Below are 24,126 nucleotides of genomic sequence, written 5' to 3'. Positions count from 1 at the left end.
AATTTTAGAAAAACAATTCAGAAATTTATTCGAAAAAGCATCAGCTACTAAAGGAGTTACTGGTGAAGTTTTATTACAACTATGTGAAGCAAGATTAGATAATGTTGTTTTTAGAATGGGAATTGCTCCATCTAGAAGAGGTGCTCGTCAAATAGTATCTCACAGACACATTACAGTAAACGGTGAAGTTGTTAATATTCCTTCTTACCACCTTAAGCCTGGTGATAAAGTTGCAGTTCGTGAAAAATCTAAATCTTTAGAGGCTATCGAGCGTTCTTTATCAAATTCAAGTCATGTTTATGAATGGATTACTTGGAACAATGATCTTAAAGAAGGAACTTTTGTTTCTGTACCTGCAAGACTTCAAATTCCAGAAAACATTAAAGAACAATTAATCGTAGAGTTGTACAACAAATAATAATTGACTTAGTCGAAATTTATGGCAATATTTAATTTTCAAAAGCCCGATAAAGTTATCATGATCGATTCAACCGATTTTGAAGGTAAATTCGAATTTAGACCTTTAGAACCTGGTTATGGATTGACAGTTGGTAATGCACTTAGAAGAGTTTTGCTTTCAGCGTTAGAAGGTTATGCAATTACATCTGTTCGTATCGAAGGTGTAGATCATGAGTTTTCTACTATTTCAGGTGTTGTTGAAGATGTTACCGAAATTATCCTTAATCTAAAACAAGTACGTTTCAAACGTCAAATTGAAGATATAGATAATGAATCAGTTACAATTTCTGTTTCAGGTAAAGATCAATTGACAGCAGGTGATTTTCAAAAATTTATCTCAGGTTTTCAAGTCTTGAATCCAGACCTTGTTATCTGTAATTTAGATTCTAAAATCAAATTGAACTTCGATTTAACAATCGAAAAAGGTAGAGGATACGTTCCTGCTGAAGAGAACAAAAAACAAAATGCTGCAATTGGAACGATTTTTACAGATTCTATTTTTACTCCGGTAAAAAATGTAAAATATGCAATCGAAAATTTCCGTGTAGAGCAAAAAACAGATTACGAAAAATTAGTTTTTGAAATCAAAACTGATGGATCTATTAATCCAAAAGATGCTCTTACTGAAGCTGCTAAAGTTTTAATTCACCATTTCATGTTGTTTTCTGATGAAAGAATTACACTTGAGGCTGACGAAATTGCACAAACAGAATCGTATGATGAAGAGTCATTGCATATGAGACAATTGCTTAAAACTAAGCTTGTTGATATGGATTTATCTGTAAGAGCATTAAATTGCTTGAAAGCGGCTGAAGTTGATACACTTGGTGATTTAGTATCGTTCAATAAAAATGACCTAATGAAATTCCGTAATTTTGGTAAAAAATCTTTAACTGAACTTGATGAACTTGTTGCAGTTAAGAATTTAACTTTCGGAATGGATTTAGCTAAATACAAATTAGATAAAGAATAATTTACTTCATATTTTGCTCTCCATAGTGGATTGTAGCAAGATGAAGATAAAAAAAACACGTCATGAGACACGGAAAAAAATTCAACCACTTAAGCAGACAAACTGGACATAGAAAAGCTATGTTGGCTAATATGGCTTGTTCTCTTATTGAGCACAAACGTATTAACACTACTGTTGCTAAAGCAAAAGCGCTTAAACAATTCGTTGAGCCTTTAATCACAAAATCAAAAGAAGATACGACTCACAACCGTCGTATTGTTTTTGCTTACTTACGCAGCAAATATGCAGTAACTGACTTGTTCAGAGATGTAGCAGCTAAAGTTGGAGACCGTCCAGGTGGATACACTCGTATCATTAAAGTTGGAAATCGTTTGGGAGATAACGCTGATATGGCGATGATCGAACTTGTAGATTTCAATGAACTTTACAATGGAGGTAAAAAAGAAGTTAAAAAAGCTAAAAGCCGTCGTGGTGGTAAAGCTAAGAAAGCTGAAGGTACTGCTCCTGAAGCTCCTGCTGCTGAATCAGAATCGACTACTGAAGCTTCTGAATAATTATGAAAGTAATGATTCTATAGAAATCAAGGATAAGCTAATTTTTAGTTTATCCTTTTTTTTTGATTTTTTTTAGAAGAGTAAAATTTAACTTATTTCAGTGTCAAGGTTTTATTTTTATGAATGAAAAATTTAAAAAATCTTGGCAGCACTCTTTTAAAGAAGTAAATTTGCAAAATATCTAATTACAAATGAAACATCAAAAGTTTCATAAGACGATTAAAAACAATACAAATTAAAGAATGAAATACACAACACGACAAAGCGCCATTTTATTACTAAGTGATGGAACTATTTTTCATGGTAAATCTATCGGAATCAGCGGTAAAACTTTTGGTGAAGTTTGTTTTAATACTGGAATGACCGGATATCAGGAGATTTTTACTGACCCTTCTTATTTTGGTCAAATTATGGTTGCGACTAATCCGCATATTGGTAATTATGGTGTTAATGATTTAGAAGTAGAATCAGATAGCATTAAGATTGCTGGTTTGGTTTGTAAAAACTTTAGCTTTAATTATTCTAGAGAAGGTGCTTCTGGGAGTCTGGAAGATTACTTTGCGAAACAAAACCTGATTTGTATTTCTGATGTTGATACAAGAGCTCTTGTAAGTTATATTCGTGACAATGGAGCAATGAATGCTGTTATTTGTACAGATGGAACTTCAATTGAAGATTTGAAAAAAGAACTGGAAAATGTTCCAAATATGGAAGGTTTGGAATTGGCTTCAAAAGTATCTACAACTGAACCATATTTTATTGGAGATGAAAATGCAACCTATAAAATTTCGGCACTTGATCTTGGAATCAAAAAGAATATTCTTAGAAACCTTGCAAAGAGAGACTGCTACATTAAAGTTTTTCCATACAATTCAACTTATGAAGATTTGAATTCGTTTAATCCCGATGGATTTTTCTTATCAAATGGACCTGGAGATCCAGATCCATTATTTGGGGCAATCGAAGTTGCAAAGAAAATTCTTGCGGAGGATAAGCCTTTATTTGGAATCTGTTTAGGACATCAGGTAATTGCTTTGGCAAATGGTGTTCAGACTTATAAAATGTTTAATGGACATCGTGGAATTAATCATCCGGTAAAAAATCTTATTACAGGAAAAGGAGAAATTACTTCTCAAAATCATGGTTTTGCTGTAAATAAAGAACAGTTAGATAATCATGCTGATTTAGAAATTACACATTTACATTTAAATGATGGTACTGTAGCAGGTATGAGAATGAAAAATAAGAATTGTTTTTCAGTACAATATCACCCAGAAGCAAGTCCGGGACCACATGATTCGTCATATTTATTTGATCAATTTGTTGAGAATATAAAACTGACCGTGTCTAAAACGATGTAGTTAATAAATAAAGGTGTTTAGTAAAGAAAATTCGTTTTTAATATTAAATATTTTTCTAATTTCGAAAAAAAATCTATAATCTATTAATAAAAACAAAAATAATGAGTATTATAATTAAAGTTCACGCAAGACAAATTTTGGATTCCAGAGGAAATCCTACTATTGAGGTTGATGTAGTAACTGAAAACGGAGTTTTAGGAAGAGCTGCAGTTCCATCTGGAGCATCAACTGGAGAACACGAAGCTGTTGAATTACGTGATGGAGGTAAAGCTTATCTTGGAAAAGGAGTTTTGAATGCAGTGAACAATGTAAATACTGTTATTGCTGAGGAACTAGTTGGAACTTCTGTTTTTGAACAAAATACAATTGATCAATTAATGATTGATTTAGATGGAACTCCAAATAAATCTAAATTAGGAGCTAATGCAATTTTAGGAGTTTCTTTGGCTGCTGCAAAAGCTGCTGCTAACGAACTTGGATTACCTTTATACAGATATGTAGGTGGAGTTTCTGCTAATACGTTACCTGTTCCAATGATGAATATCATCAATGGAGGTTCTCACTCTGATGCGCCTATCGCATTCCAGGAATTTATGATTTTCCCTGTAAAAGCAACTTCTTTTACACATGCTATGCAAATGGGAACTGAAATTTTCCACAGCTTGAAAAAAGTTTTACACGACAGAGGTTTAAGTACAGCTGTTGGTGATGAAGGTGGTTTTGCTCCAAACTTAGCAGGTGGTACTGAAGATGCTTTAGATACTATCAAATTAGCGGTTGAAAAAGCTGGATATACTTTTGGTGACGAAATTATGATTGCTCTTGACTGTGCTGCTTCTGAGTTTTATGTAAACGGTAAATACGATTATACTAAATTTGAAGGCGAAACTGGAAAAATCAGAACTTCTGAAGAGCAAGCTGATTATTTAGCTGAACTTGCTGCTAAATATCCGATTATTTCTATCGAAGATGGTATGTATGAAGATGACTGGGATGGATGGAAATATTTAACTGAAAAAATTGGAAGTAAAGTACAATTAGTTGGTGATGATTTATTTGTTACTAATGTTGCACGTTTATCTACTGGTATTGAAAAAGGAATCGCTAATTCAATCCTTGTAAAAGTAAACCAAATTGGAACTTTAACAGAAACTATCGCTGCTGTAAATATGGCTAAAAATGCTGGTTATACTTCAGTAATGTCTCACCGTTCTGGTGAAACAGAAGATAATACAATTGCTGATTTAGCAGTTGCCTTAAACTGTGGGCAAATTAAAACAGGTTCTGCTTCTCGTTCTGATCGTATGGCAAAATACAATCAATTATTAAGAATCGAAGAAGAGTTAGGAAGTACTGCTTATTTCCCAGGATTAAACGCTTTCAAGATCAAATAATCGTAAGAGATATATGTTGAAAAGAAACCATTCGTGTTAACGAATGGTTTTTTTTTGGAGTTTTAACAAATTCATAGCAGGATTCTTTTTTTAGTTAGTCTTAAATTCCTTAGATTTGATAAATTATTATTTTATAGAATTATTTCCGATTATATTATGTCAAAAATAGCTACATTAGAAGTAGATGGTCAAAAAATTGAACTTCCGGTAATCACAGGAAGCGAAAATGAATCAGCTATCGATATTAACAAATTACGTGATTTAACAGGTATTATTACAATTGATCCGGGATATAAAAACTCTGGATCTTGTAAAAGTGAAATCACTTTCTTAGACGGAGAATTAGGAATTTTACGTTACAGAGGATATTCAATCGAAGATTTAGCAGAAAAAGCTAGTTTCTTAGAAGTATCTTATCTTCTGATTTTCGGAGAATTACCAACAGCTCAGGAATTAGAGCAGTTTGAAAATGGTATTAAAAAACATACTTTGGTAAACGAAGAGATGAAAAATATCATTGATGGTTTTCCAAAAACAGCTCACCCAATGGGAGTTTTATCTGCTTTAACAAGTGCTTTAACAGCATTTAATCCAAAAGCAGTTAATGTAGACAATGAAAAAGAAATGTACGAAGCCATTTGTAAAACAATGGGTAAATTTCTTGTAATTGCTACTTGGACTTATAGAAAATCTATGGGTTATCCATTAAATTATTACGATAACACAACAGGTTATGTAGATAATTTTATGCAGTTAATGTTTAAATTACCTACAGGACCATATTCGGCAAATCCTGTTGTAGTTGATGCTTTAGATAAATTATTTATTCTTCATGCAGATCACGAGCAAAACTGTTCAACATCTACAGTAAGAATGGTAGGTTCGTCTCATGCTGGATTATTTGCTTCTATTTCTGCAGGAGTTTCTGCTCTTTGGGGGCCACTTCACGGAGGGGCTAACCAAGCAGTTCTTGAAATGCTTGAGGAGATTAATAAAGATGGTGGAGATACTGATAAATTCTTGGCAAAAGCTAAAGATAAAAATGATCCTTTCCGTTTAATGGGATTTGGTCATAGAGTTTATAAAAACTTTGATCCAAGAGCTAGAATCATTAAAAAAGCAGCTAAAGAAGTTTTAGAAACTTTAGGTGTTGAAGATCCGATTTTAGAAATTGCTAAAAAATTAGAATCTGCAGCTCTTGAAGATGAATACTTCAAATCAAGAAACTTATATCCAAACGTTGATTTCTATTCTGGAATTATTTACAGAGCATTAGGGATTCCAACGGATATGTTTACGGTTATGTTTGCAATTGGTAGACTTCCGGGATGGATTGCACAATGGAAAGAAATGCGTGAAAATAAAGAACCAATTGGAAGGCCAAGACAAATTTACACTGGACATCCTTTAAGAGACTTTAAGTCTAACAAATAAAAAAACTAAAGCTTTACTTAACTGTAAAGCTTTTTTTATCTTTGTCAAAAATATAATAAAGTTATGTTGCAATTAAATGTAAAGAACGAAACGTCAAGATTACGTGCAGTAGTTTTGGGTTCAGCCGTTCATAATGGGCCAACTCCTTCATTAGATGAAGCCTATGATCCTAAATCATTGGAACATATTAAAGCCGGAACATATCCTATCGAAAAAGATATGGTTGCTGAAATGGATGCTTTTAATGCTGTTTTTCAGAAATACGATGTAACTGTTTATCGTCCTGAAATGATTGAAAACTACAATCAAATTTTTGCCAGAGATATAGGATTTGTAATTGATGATGTTTTCATAAAATCAAATATTTTACCAGATCGTGAACGCGAGTTAGATGCAATTCAGTACGTCATTGATCAAATCGATGCAATAAAAGTTGTGCGTCCTCCAGAAGAAGTTCATATTGAAGGCGGCGATGTTATGCTTTGGAATGATCATATTTTTATTGGAACATACAAAGGAAGTGATTACAAAGATTATATTACTGCCAGAACAAATATGCATGGCGTAAATTATATTAAAGAATTGTTTCCAAATAAGATTGTAAAAGAATTTGATTTGGTTAAATCGAAGTTAGAAGCTCGTGATAATGCATTGCATTTAGACTGTTGTTTTCAGCCAGTTGGAAAAGATAAAGGAATCATTTATAAAAGAGGTTTCCGTGAAGAGGCAGATTATTTGTATTTGGTAAATCTTTTCGGAAGAGAAAATCTATTTCATATTGAAAGAGAGGAAATGTATAATATGTTTTCAAATGTATTTTCGATTGATAAAGATGTTGTTGTTTCTGAGAAAAACTTCACGAGACTAAATAACTGGCTTCGCGCAAACGGTTTTACTGTAGAAGAAATTCCGTATGCCGAAATTGCAAAACAAGAAGGTTTGTTGAGATGTTCAACTTTACCATTAATTAGAGACTAAAATAGTTGTTTCAAGTTCTAGGTTTCAGGTTTCAAGTTGTTGTAACCTGAAACTTGAAACCTGAAACAAAATAAAAATATAAAAAATGAAACAAACAACAAATGCAATCGTAATGATACGGCCTGTTGCTTTCAGAATGAATGAACAAACAGCTGTAAATAATTATTACCAAAAAGTATTAGATGGACTATTGCCAAGTACAGTTAATGCAAAAGCACAGCAAGAGTTTGATACTTTTGTTGAAAAACTAAGAGCTGTTGGCGTTGACGTGACCGTAATTGAAGATAATTTGGAAACAGATACTCCGGACAGTATTTTTCCGAACAATTGGGTTTCATTTCATGAAAATGGAGATGTCGCACTTTATCCGATGTTTGCAGAAAACCGTCGTTTAGAACGCCGTGAAGATATATTAGATACTTTAGAGGAAAAAGGTTTTGAGATTTCTAATATAATGGATTATACATCTGCAGAAGATGATGGCTATTTTTTAGAAGGAACTGGAAGCTTACTTTTAGATCGTGCCAATGCAAAAGCATATTGTGCTTTATCTCCTCGTGCTGACGAAGAATTGTTTATTGAGTTCTGCGAAGATTTTGATTATGCTCCGGTAATTTTTGAAGCTTTTCAAACAGTTGATGGTGAACGTAAATTAATATATCATACCAATGTTATGATGTGTTTGGGTGAAACTTTCGCAGTTATTTGTGCAGATTGTATCGATGATAAAAAAGAACGTAAAATGGTTCTTGATAATCTAAAAGATGATAAAAAAGAAATTATTCTAATTACAGAAGATCAGGTTAATAATTTTGCCGGAAATATGTTGGAAGTTCGAGGAACAAACGATAAAAAATATATTGTTATGAGTGCATCAGCTCATCAAAGTTTAACTCCAAAACAAATTCAACAATTAGAAAAACATGCTGAAATATTAAGTTCAAGTTTAGATACTATTGAAGCTTGCGGTGGCGGAAGCGCAAGATGTATGATGGCTGAAGTATTTTTACCAAGAAATTAAAATTAATCAAGAAATTAAAAAAAGGGATAGAAACACTAAGTTTTTATCCCTTTTTGTTTTGTATAAATGTGGAAATATTTTAAAAATTTCCTTTAATAATATTTACGATCGAACTTACGATATATTGAATTCCTATAGAAATTACAATAAAACCGACAATTCTTGATATTGCTACAATTCCAGATGCTCCTAAAATTCTTGCCAGATAATGTGCGCTTTTTAGAATAACAAAAATAACGACGGCTATTGCTAAAATTGCAAGACAAGAAAAAATGATTTCCTCCATTTGATGGTGTTCCTGATAAAATGCAATTAATAAAGAAATGGAACCTGGTCCAGCAAGCATAGGAATCGCTAATGGAGTTAAAGCAATATCATTTCGTTGCTGTACTTCATTTTCGATTTTTTTATTGATGCCTCGTTTTTTATTGAATTTACCAGAAAGTAATGAAAAACCAGAATTTACAATCACGATTCCGCCTGCAATTCGAAGTGCATCAATACTTATTCCAAAAAAAGTCAAAACATATTGGCCAATAAAAAAAGAAACCAATAAAATGATACCAACATTTATAGCAGTCCATAAAGAAATTCTGGAACGTTCTTTTTTTGAGTCATGCTGTGTTAATCCAACAAAAATGGGAACAGTCCCAATTGGGTTTAGTACTGAGAAAAGTGCTGCAAATAGGTAAATAAATAAATCCATATAATATTGGTTAGTGAAGTAAAAATAGTCAAATTTTAATATCTGCGTGTAAATTTATATTATGATATTATTTTTTAAGGTCAATATTCTAAATCAATAGAATAAATTAAGCTCATCCTTTTTGACTACTTTTGTGGAATATTCTAATATAATGAAAAATAAAAAAACATTGTTGCTTGGTGCAACCACAAAACCTGATCGTTATGCTTTTAGAGCGATAAATGCATTAACACAAAAAGGACATACAGTTCTTGCAATTGGTCAAAATACTGGAGAAGTAGCTGGAGTAAAAATTCACACAAAAGCCGTTCCTGTTAAAAATATAGATACAGTAACTTTATATCTAAACCCTAATCGTCAACGCGATTATTATAACTACATTGTTGAAGCACAGCCTAAAAGAGTAATTTTCAATCCCGGAACTGAAAATCCTGAATTATATCAATTATTAGAATTGAATAATATTGAGGTTGAAGTTGCCTGTACCTTGGTTTTATTGGCGACGAATCAATATTAGTTTTTTCGGGAGATGATCTCGACTATTCACCATATCTTTTATGGCTTCCGAAGTATCAGGGTTGCCATAAAAGAATATCGCTTTTATTGATGCTAAGTAAATTCAGTAATAATATTTAATCTTTGGAATGCTGATTTTAGATGTGTCAAAGCCGGCTATACCATTAAAAGTATTACTTTTGTCGTCATGGAATTTTCATCAAAACTTATTGAAAAAGCGGTCAACGAGATGTCGCAATTACCAGGAATTGGTAAGCGTACAGCATTGCGATTAGTTCTTCATTTGTTAAAGCAGCCAAAAGAGCAAACGGGATTTCTATCGCAAGCATTGTTAAATATGCGCGAGGATATTAAATTTTGCCAAAATTGCCACAATATTTCAGACACAAAGATTTGTGAAATTTGTGCAAATACTAGTAGAAATCATCAAACGATTTGTGTTGTAGAAGATATCCGCGATGTCATGGCGATTGAAAATACTGGACAATACAGAGGGATTTACCACGTTTTAGGAGGTAAAATTTCTCCGATTGAAGGAGTTGGCCCAAGTCAGTTAAATATTTCTACTTTAGTTGAGAAAGTAAAATCAGGAAAAGTTATTGAAATTATCTTCGCTTTGAGCTCTACAATGGAAGGGGATACCACAAATTTTTACATTTACAAACAAATCGCTGATTCAGAAATTGTAATTTCTACAATAGCGAGAGGGATTTCCGTAGGAGATGAATTAGAATATGCTGATGAAATTACACTTGGGAGAAGTATTTTACACCGTGTTCCGTTCGAAAAAACTTTCAAAAGCAATTAAATACAATCAAATAATATATAGATTTCCTGAAAACTAAAGGAAAAACTATATTTGCGTTAAAATTTTCAAAATGACAAAAAACAGCCTCTATATATTATTGCTGATTAGTACATTATTTACATCATGCATTCCCTTAAATGATTTGGTGTATTTGCAGGATAAAAACACTTCGTCAGAGCAAAATAAGATTGCATCAGTAGAATCTAAGCCTTATAGATTGCAAGTAAATGATGTTTTAAGTATTAGTATAAAAGCTATCGATCCTAAATTGGTTTCGATTTTTAATACAACAGATGCTTCTTCTATTGGTAAATCAGAGTCGTCATTATATTTCGATGGATTTACAGTTGATGATCATGGTAATATAAGAATGCCAATTTTAGGAGAAATTAATGTCATTGGTTTTACTTTAGAGGAAGTTCGTGTTAAAATAGAAAAAAAATTGCATGAAGAGTATTTTAAAAGTGAAGCAAACATTTTTCTTACTGTAAAATTAGCAGGATTTAGGTATACAATCAACGGAGAGGTTGGGAGTACTGGAACAAAAACATTGTTTAAAGAGAATGTAAATATTATGGAAGCTATTGCCAATGCAGGTGATATTACTACTGTAGGTAACAGAAAGGCAGTAACTGTAATTCGTCAGACACCAACAGGTGTACAGATGAATGAAATAGACCTTACAGATGTTAATGTCATGAAATCTCCATATTATTATCTACAGCCAAATGATTATATATATGTCAAGCCTTTAAAACAAAAAACGTGGGGAACTGGACAAACTGGTATACAGTCTATAGGAACCGTTATTACTTTGTTGTCATTGGCTACAACAGTTTATTTGATAATCAGAAATTAAAAATAATTTATTTAAGATGTTAGACATAAAAGATTTTTCCATTTTTGAGAATCATTCAAATTTTGATTTTAAAGGATTTTTATTAAAAATCCTAAGTTATTGGAAATGGTTTTTGGCTAGTTTGATTATTGCTTTTACAATCGCATATCAGGTAAATATTCGAAAAGAAAAAATTTACGGAATGCAAACCATGATTTCTATAAAGGAAGAAAGCAATCCATTTTTTACATCTAATACTAGTTTAGTTTTTAATTGGGGCGGAATCTCAGATCAGGTTAATGGAATCTCTACCATACTGCAATCAAGGTCGCATAATGAGTTGGTTGTTGATAAGTTACAGTACTATATCGATTATCTTGAACAAGGAAAATACAATTTAATTGATTCTTATGGAGCGGTTCCTTTTTATGTTGATATAGATAAAACAAAAGAGCAGCTTGCAAATACTCTAATTAGTATTAAATTTTTAAGTGAAAATGAATATCAAATTCAAATACCATTTGAAAGTAATTCAGTTTCGTTAATTACATATTCTACTAATATTTATAGTAATACTTCTGTACAGCCTGTAATATTTATTAAAAAATATAAGGTTGGTGAACAGGTTTCTCTACCTTTTTTAAACTGGAAACTACAAATTAATGATAATCCGGGATTTTATAAAGGAAAAGAATATTTTGTAAAATTCAATGATTTTAATGGAACAGTTTCTCGCTATAGAGGAATAAGTGTAGATAGCGATAAAAATGGAGGATCGCTTCTAACTTTAGGAATGCAGGGAACCAATAAAGCCAGAATGGTTGAATATTTAAACGCAACAGTAAGAATGTTGATAAAAATTCAATTAGATGGCAAAAACCAGTTTGCAACCAATACAATAAGATTTATAGATAGCACACTTGTAGCTATGGAAGCACAGTTGAAACAAACCGGAAATGAATTGAAAACTTTTAGAAAAGGTAAAAATATTTATGAAATTGAAGGAGGTGGTGCCAAGTTTTCAGATAAAATAATGAATTTCGATGTTGAAAAAGACCAAGTAACACGAAAAATTGCCTATTATAATTCTTTAAGATCTTATTTAAATAATAGTGTCGATTATTCAAGATTACCTGCGCCTTCTGTTGCTGGTATAGAAGATCCCAATATTGTTGCAAATGTTTCAAAGCTTATTGCTCTTTCAGCACAAAGATCAGAGATGGCATATGCCGTAAAAAGCGATAAGATTTTTAAAGACTTCGATAATCAAATGCAGGCTGTAAAAAGTGTATTGTTAGAAAATATAATTTCAGCCAAAGCTTCCTTATTATACGATTTATCTTTGGTAAATGCAAAGATTGGTCAAGCCGAAAATACTGTTAAAAAATTGCCCGAAGAACAGCAAGAATTATTAAAGATTCAAAGGAAGTATGATCTAAATGATAATATTTATACCGAGTTTCTTCAAAAACGAAATGAAGCAGAAATTGTAAAAGCTTCGAATTTGTCAGATATTCATTTTATTGATTCTGCAAAAGACATTGGTGGAGGGTTGATAGGGCCAAAAACTTCTGCAAATTATATTTTAGCATTATTTTTGGGGATTTTAGTTCCTCTTATGTTTGTAATAGCAATTTTCTTTATTAATAATTCAATTCAAAACACTGAAGATATTAGTAAATTGACCGAAATGCCAATAATAGGGGTAATAGGTGTTAATAAAGATGCAGCAAGTTTAGCTGTTTTTGAGAAGCCAAAGTCTGCTCTTTCTGAGGCTTTTAGAGGTATCCGCTCTTCATTGCAATTTTTATATAAAAAACAGCAGCTTCATGGTTCAAAAACTTTGATGATCACTTCATCTATAAGTGGTGAAGGAAAGACATTTTGTTCTATTAATATTGCCACAGTTTTTGCGTTAAGTGAAAAGAAAACAGTTATCGTTGGTTTGGATTTAAGAAAACCAAGATTAGCAGATGAATTTTCTTTTACAAATAAACAATTAGGAGTTGTTAATTATTTAATTAAGCAAAACACTTTGGATGAAATTACAAATTCAACACAAATTTCAAATCTTGATGTAATACTTTCCGGGCCAATTCCTCCAAATCCATCTGAATTAATTCTAAGCGATGCAATGAAAGAATTGATAGATGAATTAAAACAAAAATACGATTATATAATTCTCGATACACCACCAGTTGGTTTGGTTTCAGATGCCTCAGAACTTGTTCAATATGCTGATGTTACTTTATATATCGTAAGGCAGAATTATACTAAAAAAGATATGATAACGTTGCTAAACAATAAAGTTAGAAGAGGAGAATTAAATAACACAAGTATCGTCTTTAATGGCTTTGAGAATAAAGCAAAGTATGGAGCTACTTATGGATACGGGTATGGTTACGGAGCTTATTCAAATGGATATCATGAAGAAGAGAAACAAAGTGGACTTTGGGGCTTGATTTCTGATAAATTTAGGAAAAGATAATTTTGAACAAATGAAAATTTCAAATCAAAATACAATACTGATTACTGGTGGAGCGGGCTTTATAGGCTCGAATCTGTCAGAATATTTTTTGGGATTAGGTCATAAGGTAATTTGTTTAGATAATTTTTCTACCGGCCATCGTCATAATTTGAAAGATATTACAGGGAACCCAAACTATAAATTAATTGAAGGCGATATAAGAAATATTGAAGATTGTATTTTGGCAGTTGCAGGTGTTGATTATGTTCTGCATCAGGCTGCATTAGGATCTGTTCCAAGATCTATAAATGATCCGATAACAACTAATGAAGTAAATGTTTCAGGTTTTTTAAACATGTTGGTTGCTTCTAGAGATGCAAAAGTAAAACGTTTTGTATATGCAGCTAGCTCGTCTACTTATGGAGATTCTGAAGGATTGCCAAAAGTTGAAGATGTAATTGGGAAACCATTATCTCCTTACGCGATAACTAAATATGTAAACGAGTTATATGCTGAAATTTTTAGCAGAACTTATGGTTTAGAAACAATCGGATTACGTTATTTTAATGTTTTTGGAAGAAAACAAGATCCAGATGGAGCTTATGCGGCAGTAATTCCAAAATTTGTTAAACAATTAATGAATCATGAAAGTCCAATTATTAATGGAGATGGTAATTATTCACGTGACTTTACATATATTGACAACGTGATCCAAATGAATGAACTGGCAATAACGACTCAAAATCAATCAGCTTATAATACAATTTATAATACTGCTTTTGGAGATCGAAACACATTAAATGATTTGGTACAATATCTAAAAGCGTATTTGTCAGAGTTTGATCCAAAAATTGCTGATGTAGAGATTGTATATGGTATAAATAGAGCCGGAGATATTCCGCATTCATTAGCAAGTATCGATAAGGCAAAAAGTCTTTTAGGGTATAATCCGAAATATTCTCTTCAGGAAGGATTAAAAGAAGCGGTAAGCTGGTATTGGAATAATTTGAAATAAATAAAGATAATAATTATAGTAAATGGAAATTACAAAAATTTGCTGCATTGGAGCTGGTTATGTTGGAGGTCCTACAATGGCCGTAATTGCACAAAAATGCCCACATATTCAAGTTACAGTTGTAGATTTGAATGAACAAAGAATTAAGGATTGGAATGATCCAAATACTGATAATATTCCTATTTATGAGCCAGGACTTGCAGAAATTGTGGCAGAAGCAAGAGGAAGAAATTTGTTTTTTTCAACAGAAGTAGAAAAAGCAATTGACGAAGCACAAATAATCTTTATTTCGGTTAATACCCCAACTAAAACTTATGGTAAAGGAAAAGGTATGGCAGCTGATTTAAAATATATTGAGTTATGTGCCAGACAAATTGCAAAAGTTGCCAAGCAGAATAAAATTGTAGTAGAAAAATCAACTTTACCAGTTCGAACAGCCGAAGCTATAAAAAGCATATTGGATAACACAGGTAATGGTGTACAATTTCAAATTTTATCAAATCCTGAATTTTTAGCCGAAGGAACTGCTGTTACAGATCTATTAAACCCTGACAGAATTTTAATTGGTGGAGACACAACTCCCGAAGGAGAGACTGCAATTAATGCTTTAGTAAATGTTTATGCAAATTGGGTTAGTAGAGATAAGATTCTAACGACAAATGTTTGGTCATCAGAATTGTCTAAATTAACAGCTAATGCATTTTTAGCACAACGTATTTCATCTATCAATGCAATGTCTGAATTGTGTGAAAAAACAGGAGCAGATGTAAATGAAGTTGCTAGAGCAATTGGAATGGATAGCAGAATTGGACCTAAATTTTTGAAAGCTTCTGTTGGTTTCGGAGGATCTTGTTTTCAAAAAGATATCTTAAATCTGGTTTATATTGCTAAGACTTATGGTTTAAATGAAGTGGCAGATTACTGGGAACAGGTTATAATTATGAATGATCATCAAAAAAGAAGATTTTCAAATAAAATTGTTCAGACTTTATATAATACTGTTGCCGATAAAAAAATTACTTTTTTAGGTTGGGCTTTCAAAAAAGATACAAATGATACACGCGAATCTGCGGCAATTTATGTAGCAGATGATTTAATAAACGAGCAAGCGAAGATTTCTGTATATGATCCAAAAGTGTCAAGAAATAAAATGTTAAGCGATTTAGATTATTTAGAAACTAGAAGCGTTGAAGAAAATATTAAATCGTTAACCATATTTAATAATGCTTATGATGCCTGTAAAGATTCACATGCTATTGCCGTATTAACTGAATGGGATGAATTTACAACTTATGAATGGCAAAAAATATATGAATCAATGCACAAACCTGCATTTGTTTTTGATGGGAGAAATATACTAGATGCTAAAAAGTTAGAATCAATTGGTTTTGTTTATAAAGGAATAGGTTCTTAATGGAATATTCTATTGTGATAAGATTTAATATGAAGAGAGAAGAAAGTGGTTGGTTTAAGTTTTATTTTCAATAAAAATAGAAATTATGAATTGGTATGTGATTTATACAAAACCGAAATGGGAGAAAAAAGTAGCTGAAAGACTTATTCAGATGGGAATTGAATGTTATTGTCCTTTAATAACAAAAATAAAACAATGGTCAGATAGAAAAAAGAAAGTGGAAATGCCGCTTTTTAATTCTTATGTTTTTGTGCAATTGCCAGATAGTGAAAGGAATTCTGTTTTTGAAATAGCAGGTGTTGTGAGATATTTGTTTTGGCTAGGAAAGCCGGCAGTGGTTCGTGATGAAGAAATTAATATAATAAAAAACAGCTTAAAAGCACCAAATATTGCCGATGCTTCTGTTTTGCCATTTCATGCGGGGGATAAAATAAAATTAGAGTCTGGAGTTTTTAATAATCAAAGTGCGATTGTTCAGGAAGTTTCAAATACACATTATATTTTAGTTCTTGAATCATTGGGATGTGTATTAAAAATTAAATATAAGTAAAATTAAGTCGGTTTATTTAGTTTTAGATAGCCTCTTTTTATTATCTTTCTAAGTTATACAGAGAATAAAATTTCAGTTTATGGGTTTTATTCTCTGTTTTTATTTTTTGTAAATATTTTATTACATATTGATTGTTAGGGTATTAGTGTTTAAAACGTCTGTAATTCTTTGTTTTACCAAAGTATTACAAAAAACTATAGCATATAAATTGACTTTTATATTATATTTGCCGAAAATAATTTTGCGTAGTCTGGTCTCATTTTTTGTGACTCAGAAGGGCGAAGCCGTGAATTTTAATGACTGAAAACTTATAAATAAGAAGTGAAATTGGAAAAAAACATAAAGATAGCTGTTATAGGGTTAGGTTATGTTGGCTTACCTTTAGCCAGATTATTTGCGACGAAATATGCTGTTGTAGGTTTTGATATAAATAAATCAAGAATTGAAAGCCTGAATTCTGGTGTTGATACTACGTTGGAGATAGATTCTGTTACTTTACAAAAGGTACTAGTTAATAATACCGATAGTGAAACAGGTCTATATTGCACAAGTTCTCTTGATGATATTGAACGATGCAATTACTTTATAATTACGGTACCAACACCGGTAGATAAAAATAATCGTCCAGATCTTACACCTTTATATAAATCAAGTGAGTCAGTTGGTAAAGTATTAAAAAAAGATGATATTGTAATTTACGAATCAACAGTTTATCCAGGCGTTACAGAAGAACAGTGTGTTCCGGTTTTAGAAAAAATTTCTGGACTTAAATTTAATGAGGACTTCTTTGTAGGTTATTCTCCAGAAAGAATAAATCCTGGCGATAAAGAACATACAGTAGAGAAAATTTTAAAAGTAACTTCCGGTTCAACTCCAGAAATTGGGCTAAAAGTAGATTCGTTATATAAATCAGTTATTATTGCAGGAACGCATTTAGCGCCGTCAATCAAAGTAGCTGAAGCGGCAAAAGTAATTGAGAATTCTCAAAGAGATATCAATATAGCTTTTGTTAATGAACTAGCAAAAATATTCAATTTAATGAATATCGATACTCAAGAAGTTTTAAAAGCAGCAGGAACTAAATGGAATTTTTTGCCATTTAAACCAGGTCTTGTAGGAGGCCATTGCATTGGAGTAGATCCTTATTATTTAGCTCAGAGAGCGCAGGAATTTGGGTATCATCCTGAAATAATTTTGGCAGGACGACGTTTAAATGACAGCATGGGTGAATATGTTGCTTCACAAGTTGTAAAACTAATGATAAAAAAAGGTGTTTCTGTTAATGGTGCACACCTTTTAATGTTAGGAATCACTTTTAAAGAAAACTGTCCAGATGTCAGAAATACCAAAATAGTAGATGTTATAAAAGCATTAAAAGAATACGGAATAGTAGTTACCATATTTGACCCTTTAGCTAGTATCGAAGAAGTCAAAGAAGAATACAAATTAGATACTAAAAATTCTTTGCCAGCAGAAAAATTTGATGCTATAGTTTTAGGAGTAGCACATAATGAATTTTTAAAATTGAATTTTTCTGAATTGCAAAAAGATAGCAGTTTATTATATGATGTAAAAGGAGTTTTAGGGTCACTAGCAGATAATAGGCTGTAGACTTTAAATCTTATTTAATTTTAAAAAATGGAAAAAAACAATTCAATTATACATGTAATTTTAACAGGTGGAGTAGGAAGCAGATTATGGCCTCTCTCTCGTAAAAGCCAGCCAAAGCAATATTTGGAAATTTTTGAAAACAAATCTTTATTTGAGATGACAGTTGATCGTAATAGTCACTTGGCAGATAAAGTAATGGTAGTTGGAAATGTAGATAATCATCATTTGAGCGGAAAAGTGATGGATAAAACTAAAACGACTTATGTAAATATTGTCGAAGCCACTCCAAGAAACACAGCGGCAGCAATTGCTTTTGCAGCGTTTGCCTCAAATCCGGAAGATATCTTAATTATAACCCCATCAGATCATATTATAGACAAGATGGATGATTACAATAATGCTATTCAAGAAGCAATTTTGAAAGCTCAAGACGGTTTTATTGTAACGTTTGGAATTATTCCAACTAAGCCAGAAACTGGCTATGGTTATATTGAATCAAAAGGAGATAAAGTACTGTCATTTAGAGAAAAACCAAATGAGACTACTGCAAAAGAATTTATAGCTAGAGGTAATTTTTTATGGAATAGTGGAATGTTCTGTTTTAAAGCAGGGGTGCTCTTAGATGAATTGAAACAGTTTCAGCCAGATGTTTATGAAAAGTCTAAAGCAGTGTGGGAAGCTCATAAAGAAGGTTTCCTTGATTTAGATTTGTCATTAGAGATTCCATCAATTAGTATTGATTATGCTGTAATGGAGCGTAGTAAAAAAATTAAAGTCGTACCAGCGGCGTTTTCATGGTCAGATCTTGGATCATTTGAGTCTGTTTATGAATATTTAGTCTCAAAAGGGCATCCAGTAGATAAAAATGGTAATATGGTCATCGGATGTGACAAGCATACCACTTTTTTAGGATTACAAAATACTATATTTGTACATACTGATACTGCAAATTTAATTTTACATAAAGAAAGTTCTCAGGATGTAAAGGATATATATAGTGAATTAGAAAAACAAAATTCAGATCTCTTAAATTAATTCAAAATGAAAAAAATTCTTATAACTGGCGGAGCTGGTTTTATAGGTTCTCATGTAGTAAGACGTTTCGTGAATAAATACCCGAATTATCAAATCTTTAATTTGGATGCTTTGACTTATGCGGGAAATCTTGAAAACATAAAAGATATTCAGGATAAATCAAATTATATTTTTGTAAAAGGAGATATCGTTGATGAAAGTTTTATTAATGATCTTTTTTCAAAACATAATTTTGATGGTATTTTACATTTAGCCGCAGAATCGCATGTTGACCGTTCTATTGAAGATCCTTTAGCTTTTGTAAAAACAAATGTAATTGGAACAATGAACCTTTTAAATGCGGCAAAAAAACAATGGAAAGATAATTTTGATGGTAAGAGATTTTATCATATAAGTACTGATGAAGTGTACGGATCTCTAGGAGCAGAAGGTCTTTTTACTGAAACTACTGCGTATGATCCAAATTCTCCTTATTCTGCCTCAAAAGCTAGTTCTGACCACTTTGTTAGAGCATATGGAGAAACATACGGATTACCATATGTATTAACAAATTGTTCTAATAACTATGGATCTTATCATTTTCCTGAAAAGTTAATTCCACTTTTTATAAATAATATTATTAATAATAAGCCTTTACCAGTTTATGGTGATGGAAATTACACGCGTGACTGGTTATTTGTAGAAGATCATGCAATTGCAATTGATTTGGTTTTTCATAATGGAAAAAATCATGAAACCTATAATATTGGAGGATTTAATGAATGGAAAAATATTGATTTGGTTAGATTGTTATGTCAAATTATGGATCAAAAATTGGGTAGAGCTGAAGATTCTTCTCAACAATTAATTACATATGTAAAAGATAGACCAGGGCATGATTTGCGATATGCAATTGATGCTTCAAAAATTAATAGAGAACTTGGCTGGAAGCCTTCTGTGACTTTTGAAGAAGGTTTGGAAAAAACTATTAGTTGGTATTTGAAAAACGAAGAATGGTTACAAAACGTGACTTCAGGTTCATATAAAGATTATTACAAAAAGCAATACTCTTAAATCAGCTACATTCTAGGTATCCAAACAAATTGGTTAAATTATAATTATATGAAAAAGATATTATACGTTCTTACTCTATCTCTAATTTTATTAGCGCCTGCTTATGTAAATGCACAAGACATACTTAGATCTAAAGATTTAAGTACTATTAAAGTGGATGCTTTATCTCAAAATGATCTCATTAAAATTAGTGAACAACTAAAAAGTAATGGTATGACCATAGATCAGGCCGAGTCAATGGCAGTTTCGAAAGGAATGAGTTCAGAAGAGTTTAATAAATTGAGAGTTAGGCTAAATGCATTAGGGAATTCTACTAGTAATAATAGTACTACTAAAGAAAATAATAAAATTGAATTCGGAAGAAGCCAGGAGAAAATAACAAACATTAAAGTTAAAGATTCTGCAAATTCTTTAATTTTCGGCTCAGACCTTTTTGATAATCCGAACTTAAATTTTGAACCTGATTTGAAATTGGCAACCCCAATGAACTATATTCTAGGGCCAGGTGATGAATTGCAAGTAAGTGTTTATGGAATTCAAGAGTATAGTGCAACTGTTCCAGTAAGTGTTGAAGGAAAAATCACAATTCAAAATGTGGGGCAAATAGCTGTTTCAGGGATGTTAATGGAAGCAGCAAGTCAAAAAATTAAATCAGCTATAGGAAGGGTTTATAGTACAGTTCAGTCTGGACAATCACAAGTTAGTGTAAGTTTAAGCCGAATACGTACAATTAAAATAACAATAGTTGGAGGAAAACAACCAGGAAATTATTCTATATCATCTTTAGCTACGGTATATAATGCACTACATTTAGCAGGAGGTCCTGGTAAAAATGGAAGTTATAGAAATATTGAATTAATTAGAAATAATAAAGTTTATAAGAACATAGATATTTATCGATTTTTGGTTAAAGGAGACCAGTCTGATAATATAAATTTAAAAGAAAATGATGTTATTAGAATTCCGGCTTACAGTCAGAGAGTAACAGTTGAGGGACAAGTTAAGCGTCCAGGGATTTTTGAAATGAAAAAAGGAGAAACGTTTTCTGATTTATTAAATTTTGCTTCAGGTTTCAACGAATTTGCATATACCGCTTCTGTAAATGTAGTTCAAAAAACAACAAAGGAGTTTAAGGTTCATGACATAAATGAAAGTGATTTTAATACATATAAACCAGAGTCAGGAGATGTCTTTAGAATTACAAAAATTTTAAACAGATTTGAAAATCGTATTAAAATTGAAGGAGCTGTATTCAGACCAGATTATTATTCTTTTACTGAAGGAATGAGAATTTCTGATCTTGTTACGAGAGCTGAAGGGCTTAAAGAAGACGCTTACAGTAAGAGGGCAAGAGTAATCCGTCTAAAATCAGACTTAACTACCGAGATTGTAAATGTTGATTTAAGTGCGGCATTAACCGGAGATGTTAATTCAGATATTGAATTAAAAAGAGAAGATATAGTTACAGTTTACTCTATTTTGGATTTTAGAGAAGAATATAAGGTTACTATTGATGGTGAGATTAAAAGACCTGGCGTTTATGAATATGTAGAGAATCTAACTTTAAATGATTTAATAGTTCAAGTAGGCGGATTAACAGGATCTGCATCGAAACGAGTAGAAGTTGCAAGAATGGTTAAGTCTGATGTTATTAATGATAGTGATCCAAAACGTATTGAACTGCTGCAACTTGAAATTTTATCAGATAATAATGAACAAGCTAAAAATTTCATTTTAAAACCTTTTGATGTTGTTAATATTCGACGAATTGCTGTTTATGAAAAACCACAAATGGTTACTATTTCTGGCGCAGTAGCATATCCTGGGAAATATGTATTGGCTAATAAAAAAGAAAGAGTATATGATATAGTTATGAGAGCTGGAGGATTGACTTCTATTTCTAATATTGAGGGAATGAAAATAAAAAGACCCATTAAACAAGAAGAAATTGAAAAATTAGAAAGTATAGATTTAAATTTATCTAAGAATGATTCTTTAAAAGAAAAATTAGCGGATATAAAATTCTCTACTATTCCAATTAACTGGGAAAAAATTGAAAAGAATAAAAATCATTATTCTAATGTTACCTTATTTCCAGGCGACGAAATTGAAGTAGCCGTTTATAACGAAGGGGTAAAGGTTACGGGGAATGTTTTATTAACATCGGAAATTCCATATAGAAGTGGAAAAGGATTTAAATATTACATAAATGCAGTTGGAGGTGTGAACAATAAGGGATGGAAGAGAAAAGCTTATATAATATATCCTAATGGTAAAGCAGATGTAACTAAATCATTTCTGTTCTTTAGGTCATATCCTACAGTTGAGCCAGATTCCCAAATTGTAGTTCCGGAAAAACCAGAAACTAAAAGAATGACTACAGGAGAATGGGTTAGTATTGGGAGTGTAATTACCAGTTTAGCATTACTAATTGTTACAGCATTTAAATAGAGGTTCTTTATGGATAATAATATTAAAGGAAATGATGAAATTTCTTTGAAAGATTTGATTGAAAATCTAAAAGTATGGTATGCTTTTTTACTTACAAAATGGAAAACTATAATAGTAATTGCCGGTATTGGTGCAGCTATTGGGTTAACTTATTCATTAATCAAAAAGCCAACTTATACAGCTACTTTGTCATTTGCATTGGAAGATGATAATGGGAATAGTAATAGTATTGGTGGAGCTTTAGGTTTGGCAAGTAGCTTAGGTTTAGATGTTGGAGGTAGCGGTGGGGGAATGTTTTCAAGTTCAAACCTAACAGAACTCTTTAAATCACGTTCTATGGTTGAAAAGACTTTATTGTTGCCTGTAAATGTTAATGGTAAAGTAATTTCACTTGCGGAGATGTATATACAAAATAATAAGTGGCGTGAAAAGTGGGAAGAAAAACCAAGATTCGCGTCGATTCAATTTTTGCCTAACGCTAATCGTAAGACATTTACAAGAGACCAAGATAGTATTATGGGAGTTATGTATGAGAAGTTATCTAAGTCAGTATTAAAAGTTGAGCAAAAGGACAAAAAAATTTCGATCATAAATATTGACGTTTCTGATACAGATGAACTTTTTGCAAAATACTTCTGTGAAGGTTTAGCTAACAAAGTTTCCGATTTTTATGTCGCTACCAAAAGTAAAAAGGCAAGGATGAATATGGATATTTTGGAGCGACAAACTGATTCAATTCGTGGAGAATTAAATGCAGCTATTACAGGAGTTGCAGTTGCAACGGATAACACTTTTAATTTAAATCCCGCTTTAAATGTACGTAAAACCCCATCAGCTCGTCGACAAGTTGATGTTCAAGCAAATACCGCAATATTGACAGAGTTGATAAAGCAGGTAGAATTAGCCAAAGTTACATTGAGAAGAGAAACTCCTTTGATACAAGTAATTGATAGACCTATTTTACCATTACCTAAACAACGATTTGGCAAAGCTAAAGGACTAGTGCTGGGGGGATTTCTAGCAGGCTTTTTAACTGTGTTATGGCTAGTATTAAGAAAATTAATTAAAGAGTTATAACTTTTGAAATTGTTTGAAAGTTAGAAGTATAATTGACGAAGCACATTTTTTTTTAAATAAGAAACAGTATTAATAGAGAAATAAGGGGAATTGTTTTGCATTATATCGATTTATTTTTCCGTTAGACAATTAATTAATGTACCAAAAAGGGCTAAAGTTTTTTTAAAATTTCAGCAATGATTATTAGTTAAATTTTAGAATTTTTAAAATTGATATTTAAAGAAAAAAATCAAAACTTTGAATGTTGTAGCATGTAATAATTCTTATATCAGTTACATATTAGTAGAAGGATAATTTTGTAGAACCGGAATTATCAATAAAAGTAAATTAAAGTATTGAAGTTCTTAAATGCAAAATGGGTTATGATGAAAATATATTTTATGAATTATCGAAAGAAATGCTAGTAAGAAT

General features: G+C 31.6%; 21 protein-coding genes. 20 read left to right on the top strand and 1 reads right to left on the bottom strand.

Going from position 1 to position 24,126, the window contains the following annotated elements; all coding sequences use genetic code 11:
- The 8 genes from rpsD to ctlX form a co-directional block, all read left to right on the top strand.
- Window positions 1-418: 30S ribosomal protein S4 (gene rpsD / locus B3C18_RS04225; protein ID WP_291142888.1), on the top strand; the 418-nt coding region annotated here is incomplete at its 5' end.
- Window positions 419-439: 21 nt separating this feature from the next.
- Complete coding sequence (locus tag B3C18_RS04220) at window positions 440-1,432, top strand: DNA-directed RNA polymerase subunit alpha (RefSeq protein WP_008464329.1); 993 nt, start codon at window positions 440-442, stop codon at window positions 1,430-1,432.
- 62 nt (window positions 1,433-1,494) lie between these two features.
- Complete coding sequence (gene rplQ / locus B3C18_RS04215; protein WP_053470833.1) at window positions 1,495-1,986, top strand: 50S ribosomal protein L17; 492 nt, start codon at window positions 1,495-1,497, stop codon at window positions 1,984-1,986.
- A 242-nt stretch (window positions 1,987-2,228) separates the two neighbouring features.
- Window positions 2,229-3,347, top strand: a complete 1,119-nt coding sequence (gene carA / locus B3C18_RS04210) for a glutamine-hydrolyzing carbamoyl-phosphate synthase small subunit (RefSeq protein WP_291142882.1) — start codon at window positions 2,229-2,231, stop codon at window positions 3,345-3,347.
- 101 nt (window positions 3,348-3,448) lie between these two features.
- On the top strand, window positions 3,449-4,741 hold the full coding sequence (gene eno, locus B3C18_RS04205) for a phosphopyruvate hydratase (RefSeq protein ID WP_291142878.1): 1,293 nt from the start codon (window positions 3,449-3,451) through the stop codon (window positions 4,739-4,741).
- Between the two features lie 156 nt (window positions 4,742-4,897).
- Window positions 4,898-6,175, top strand: a complete 1,278-nt coding sequence (locus B3C18_RS04200) for a citrate synthase (RefSeq protein WP_291142876.1) — start codon at window positions 4,898-4,900, stop codon at window positions 6,173-6,175.
- Window positions 6,176-6,238: 63 nt separating this feature from the next.
- Window positions 6,239-7,153 carry a dimethylarginine dimethylaminohydrolase family protein gene (locus B3C18_RS04195; protein ID WP_291142873.1) on the top strand — a complete coding sequence of 305 codons (915 nt, stop codon included), beginning with the start codon at window positions 6,239-6,241 and terminating at the stop codon, window positions 7,151-7,153.
- A gap of 85 nt (window positions 7,154-7,238) precedes the next feature.
- Window positions 7,239-8,174, top strand: a complete 936-nt coding sequence (gene ctlX / locus B3C18_RS04190; RefSeq protein WP_073486688.1) for a citrulline utilization hydrolase CtlX — start codon at window positions 7,239-7,241, stop codon at window positions 8,172-8,174.
- 79 nt (window positions 8,175-8,253) lie between these two features.
- On the opposite strand, the gene B3C18_RS04185 is transcribed toward ctlX, so the two are convergent.
- The gene (locus B3C18_RS04185) at window positions 8,254-8,880 is read right to left on the bottom strand and encodes a MarC family NAAT transporter (RefSeq protein WP_291142868.1); all 627 of its coding nucleotides are present in this window, start codon (window positions 8,878-8,880) and stop codon (window positions 8,254-8,256) included.
- A 151-nt stretch (window positions 8,881-9,031) separates the two neighbouring features.
- Between B3C18_RS04185 and B3C18_RS04180 the strand changes: the two genes are divergently transcribed.
- The 12 genes from B3C18_RS04180 to B3C18_RS04125 all read left to right on the top strand — a co-directional run bounded on the left by B3C18_RS04180 (window position 9,032) and on the right by B3C18_RS04125 (window position 23,715).
- The gene (locus B3C18_RS04180; protein WP_056200582.1) at window positions 9,032-9,397 is read left to right on the top strand and encodes a CoA-binding protein; all 366 of its coding nucleotides are present in this window, start codon (window positions 9,032-9,034) and stop codon (window positions 9,395-9,397) included.
- A gap of 186 nt (window positions 9,398-9,583) precedes the next feature.
- Entirely contained in the window at window positions 9,584-10,204 is a 621-nt protein-coding gene (gene recR, locus B3C18_RS04175) for a recombination mediator RecR (protein ID WP_291142863.1), read from the top strand.
- Window positions 10,205-10,274: 70 nt separating this feature from the next.
- Window positions 10,275-11,063 (top strand): polysaccharide biosynthesis/export family protein, encoded by a 789-nt coding sequence (locus tag B3C18_RS04170; protein ID WP_291142860.1) that lies wholly within the window; start codon window positions 10,275-10,277, stop codon window positions 11,061-11,063.
- A 16-nt stretch (window positions 11,064-11,079) separates the two neighbouring features.
- A complete protein-coding gene (locus tag B3C18_RS04165; protein ID WP_291142858.1) occupies window positions 11,080-13,530 on the top strand; it encodes a polysaccharide biosynthesis tyrosine autokinase in 2,451 nt (816 codons plus the stop codon).
- 10 nt (window positions 13,531-13,540) lie between these two features.
- Window positions 13,541-14,524, top strand: coding sequence for an SDR family oxidoreductase (locus B3C18_RS04160; RefSeq protein ID WP_291142856.1), 984 nt, complete (start codon window positions 13,541-13,543; stop codon window positions 14,522-14,524).
- Between the two features lie 22 nt (window positions 14,525-14,546).
- Entirely contained in the window at window positions 14,547-15,938 is a 1,392-nt protein-coding gene (locus B3C18_RS04155; RefSeq protein ID WP_291142853.1) for a UDP-glucose 6-dehydrogenase, read from the top strand.
- Between the two features lie 85 nt (window positions 15,939-16,023).
- On the top strand, window positions 16,024-16,488 hold the full coding sequence (locus tag B3C18_RS04150) for a UpxY family transcription antiterminator (RefSeq protein WP_291142850.1): 465 nt from the start codon (window positions 16,024-16,026) through the stop codon (window positions 16,486-16,488).
- Between the two features lie 327 nt (window positions 16,489-16,815).
- Window positions 16,816-18,099 (top strand): nucleotide sugar dehydrogenase, encoded by a 1,284-nt coding sequence (locus B3C18_RS04145; protein ID WP_291142847.1) that lies wholly within the window; start codon window positions 16,816-16,818, stop codon window positions 18,097-18,099.
- Window positions 18,100-18,126: 27 nt separating this feature from the next.
- Window positions 18,127-19,134 (top strand): mannose-1-phosphate guanylyltransferase, encoded by a 1,008-nt coding sequence (locus B3C18_RS04140; RefSeq protein ID WP_291142844.1) that lies wholly within the window; start codon window positions 18,127-18,129, stop codon window positions 19,132-19,134.
- 6 nt (window positions 19,135-19,140) lie between these two features.
- The gene (gene rfbB, locus B3C18_RS04135; RefSeq protein ID WP_291142841.1) at window positions 19,141-20,187 is read left to right on the top strand and encodes a dTDP-glucose 4,6-dehydratase; all 1,047 of its coding nucleotides are present in this window, start codon (window positions 19,141-19,143) and stop codon (window positions 20,185-20,187) included.
- 48 nt (window positions 20,188-20,235) lie between these two features.
- Window positions 20,236-22,638 carry an SLBB domain-containing protein gene (locus B3C18_RS04130; protein WP_291142838.1) on the top strand — a complete coding sequence of 801 codons (2,403 nt, stop codon included), beginning with the start codon at window positions 20,236-20,238 and terminating at the stop codon, window positions 22,636-22,638.
- 9 nt (window positions 22,639-22,647) lie between these two features.
- On the top strand, window positions 22,648-23,715 hold the full coding sequence (locus tag B3C18_RS04125) for a Wzz/FepE/Etk N-terminal domain-containing protein (protein WP_291142809.1): 1,068 nt from the start codon (window positions 22,648-22,650) through the stop codon (window positions 23,713-23,715).
- Window positions 23,716-24,126: the final 411 nt, after the last annotated feature.

Origin of the sequence: Flavobacterium sp. UBA7680, from assembly GCF_002482975.1 — a bacterium.
GTDB lineage: Bacteria > Bacteroidota > Bacteroidia > Flavobacteriales > Flavobacteriaceae > Flavobacterium.
The sequence above is the reverse complement of the archived record's forward strand: the minus strand, read 5'-3'. Positions and strand labels throughout refer to the sequence as shown.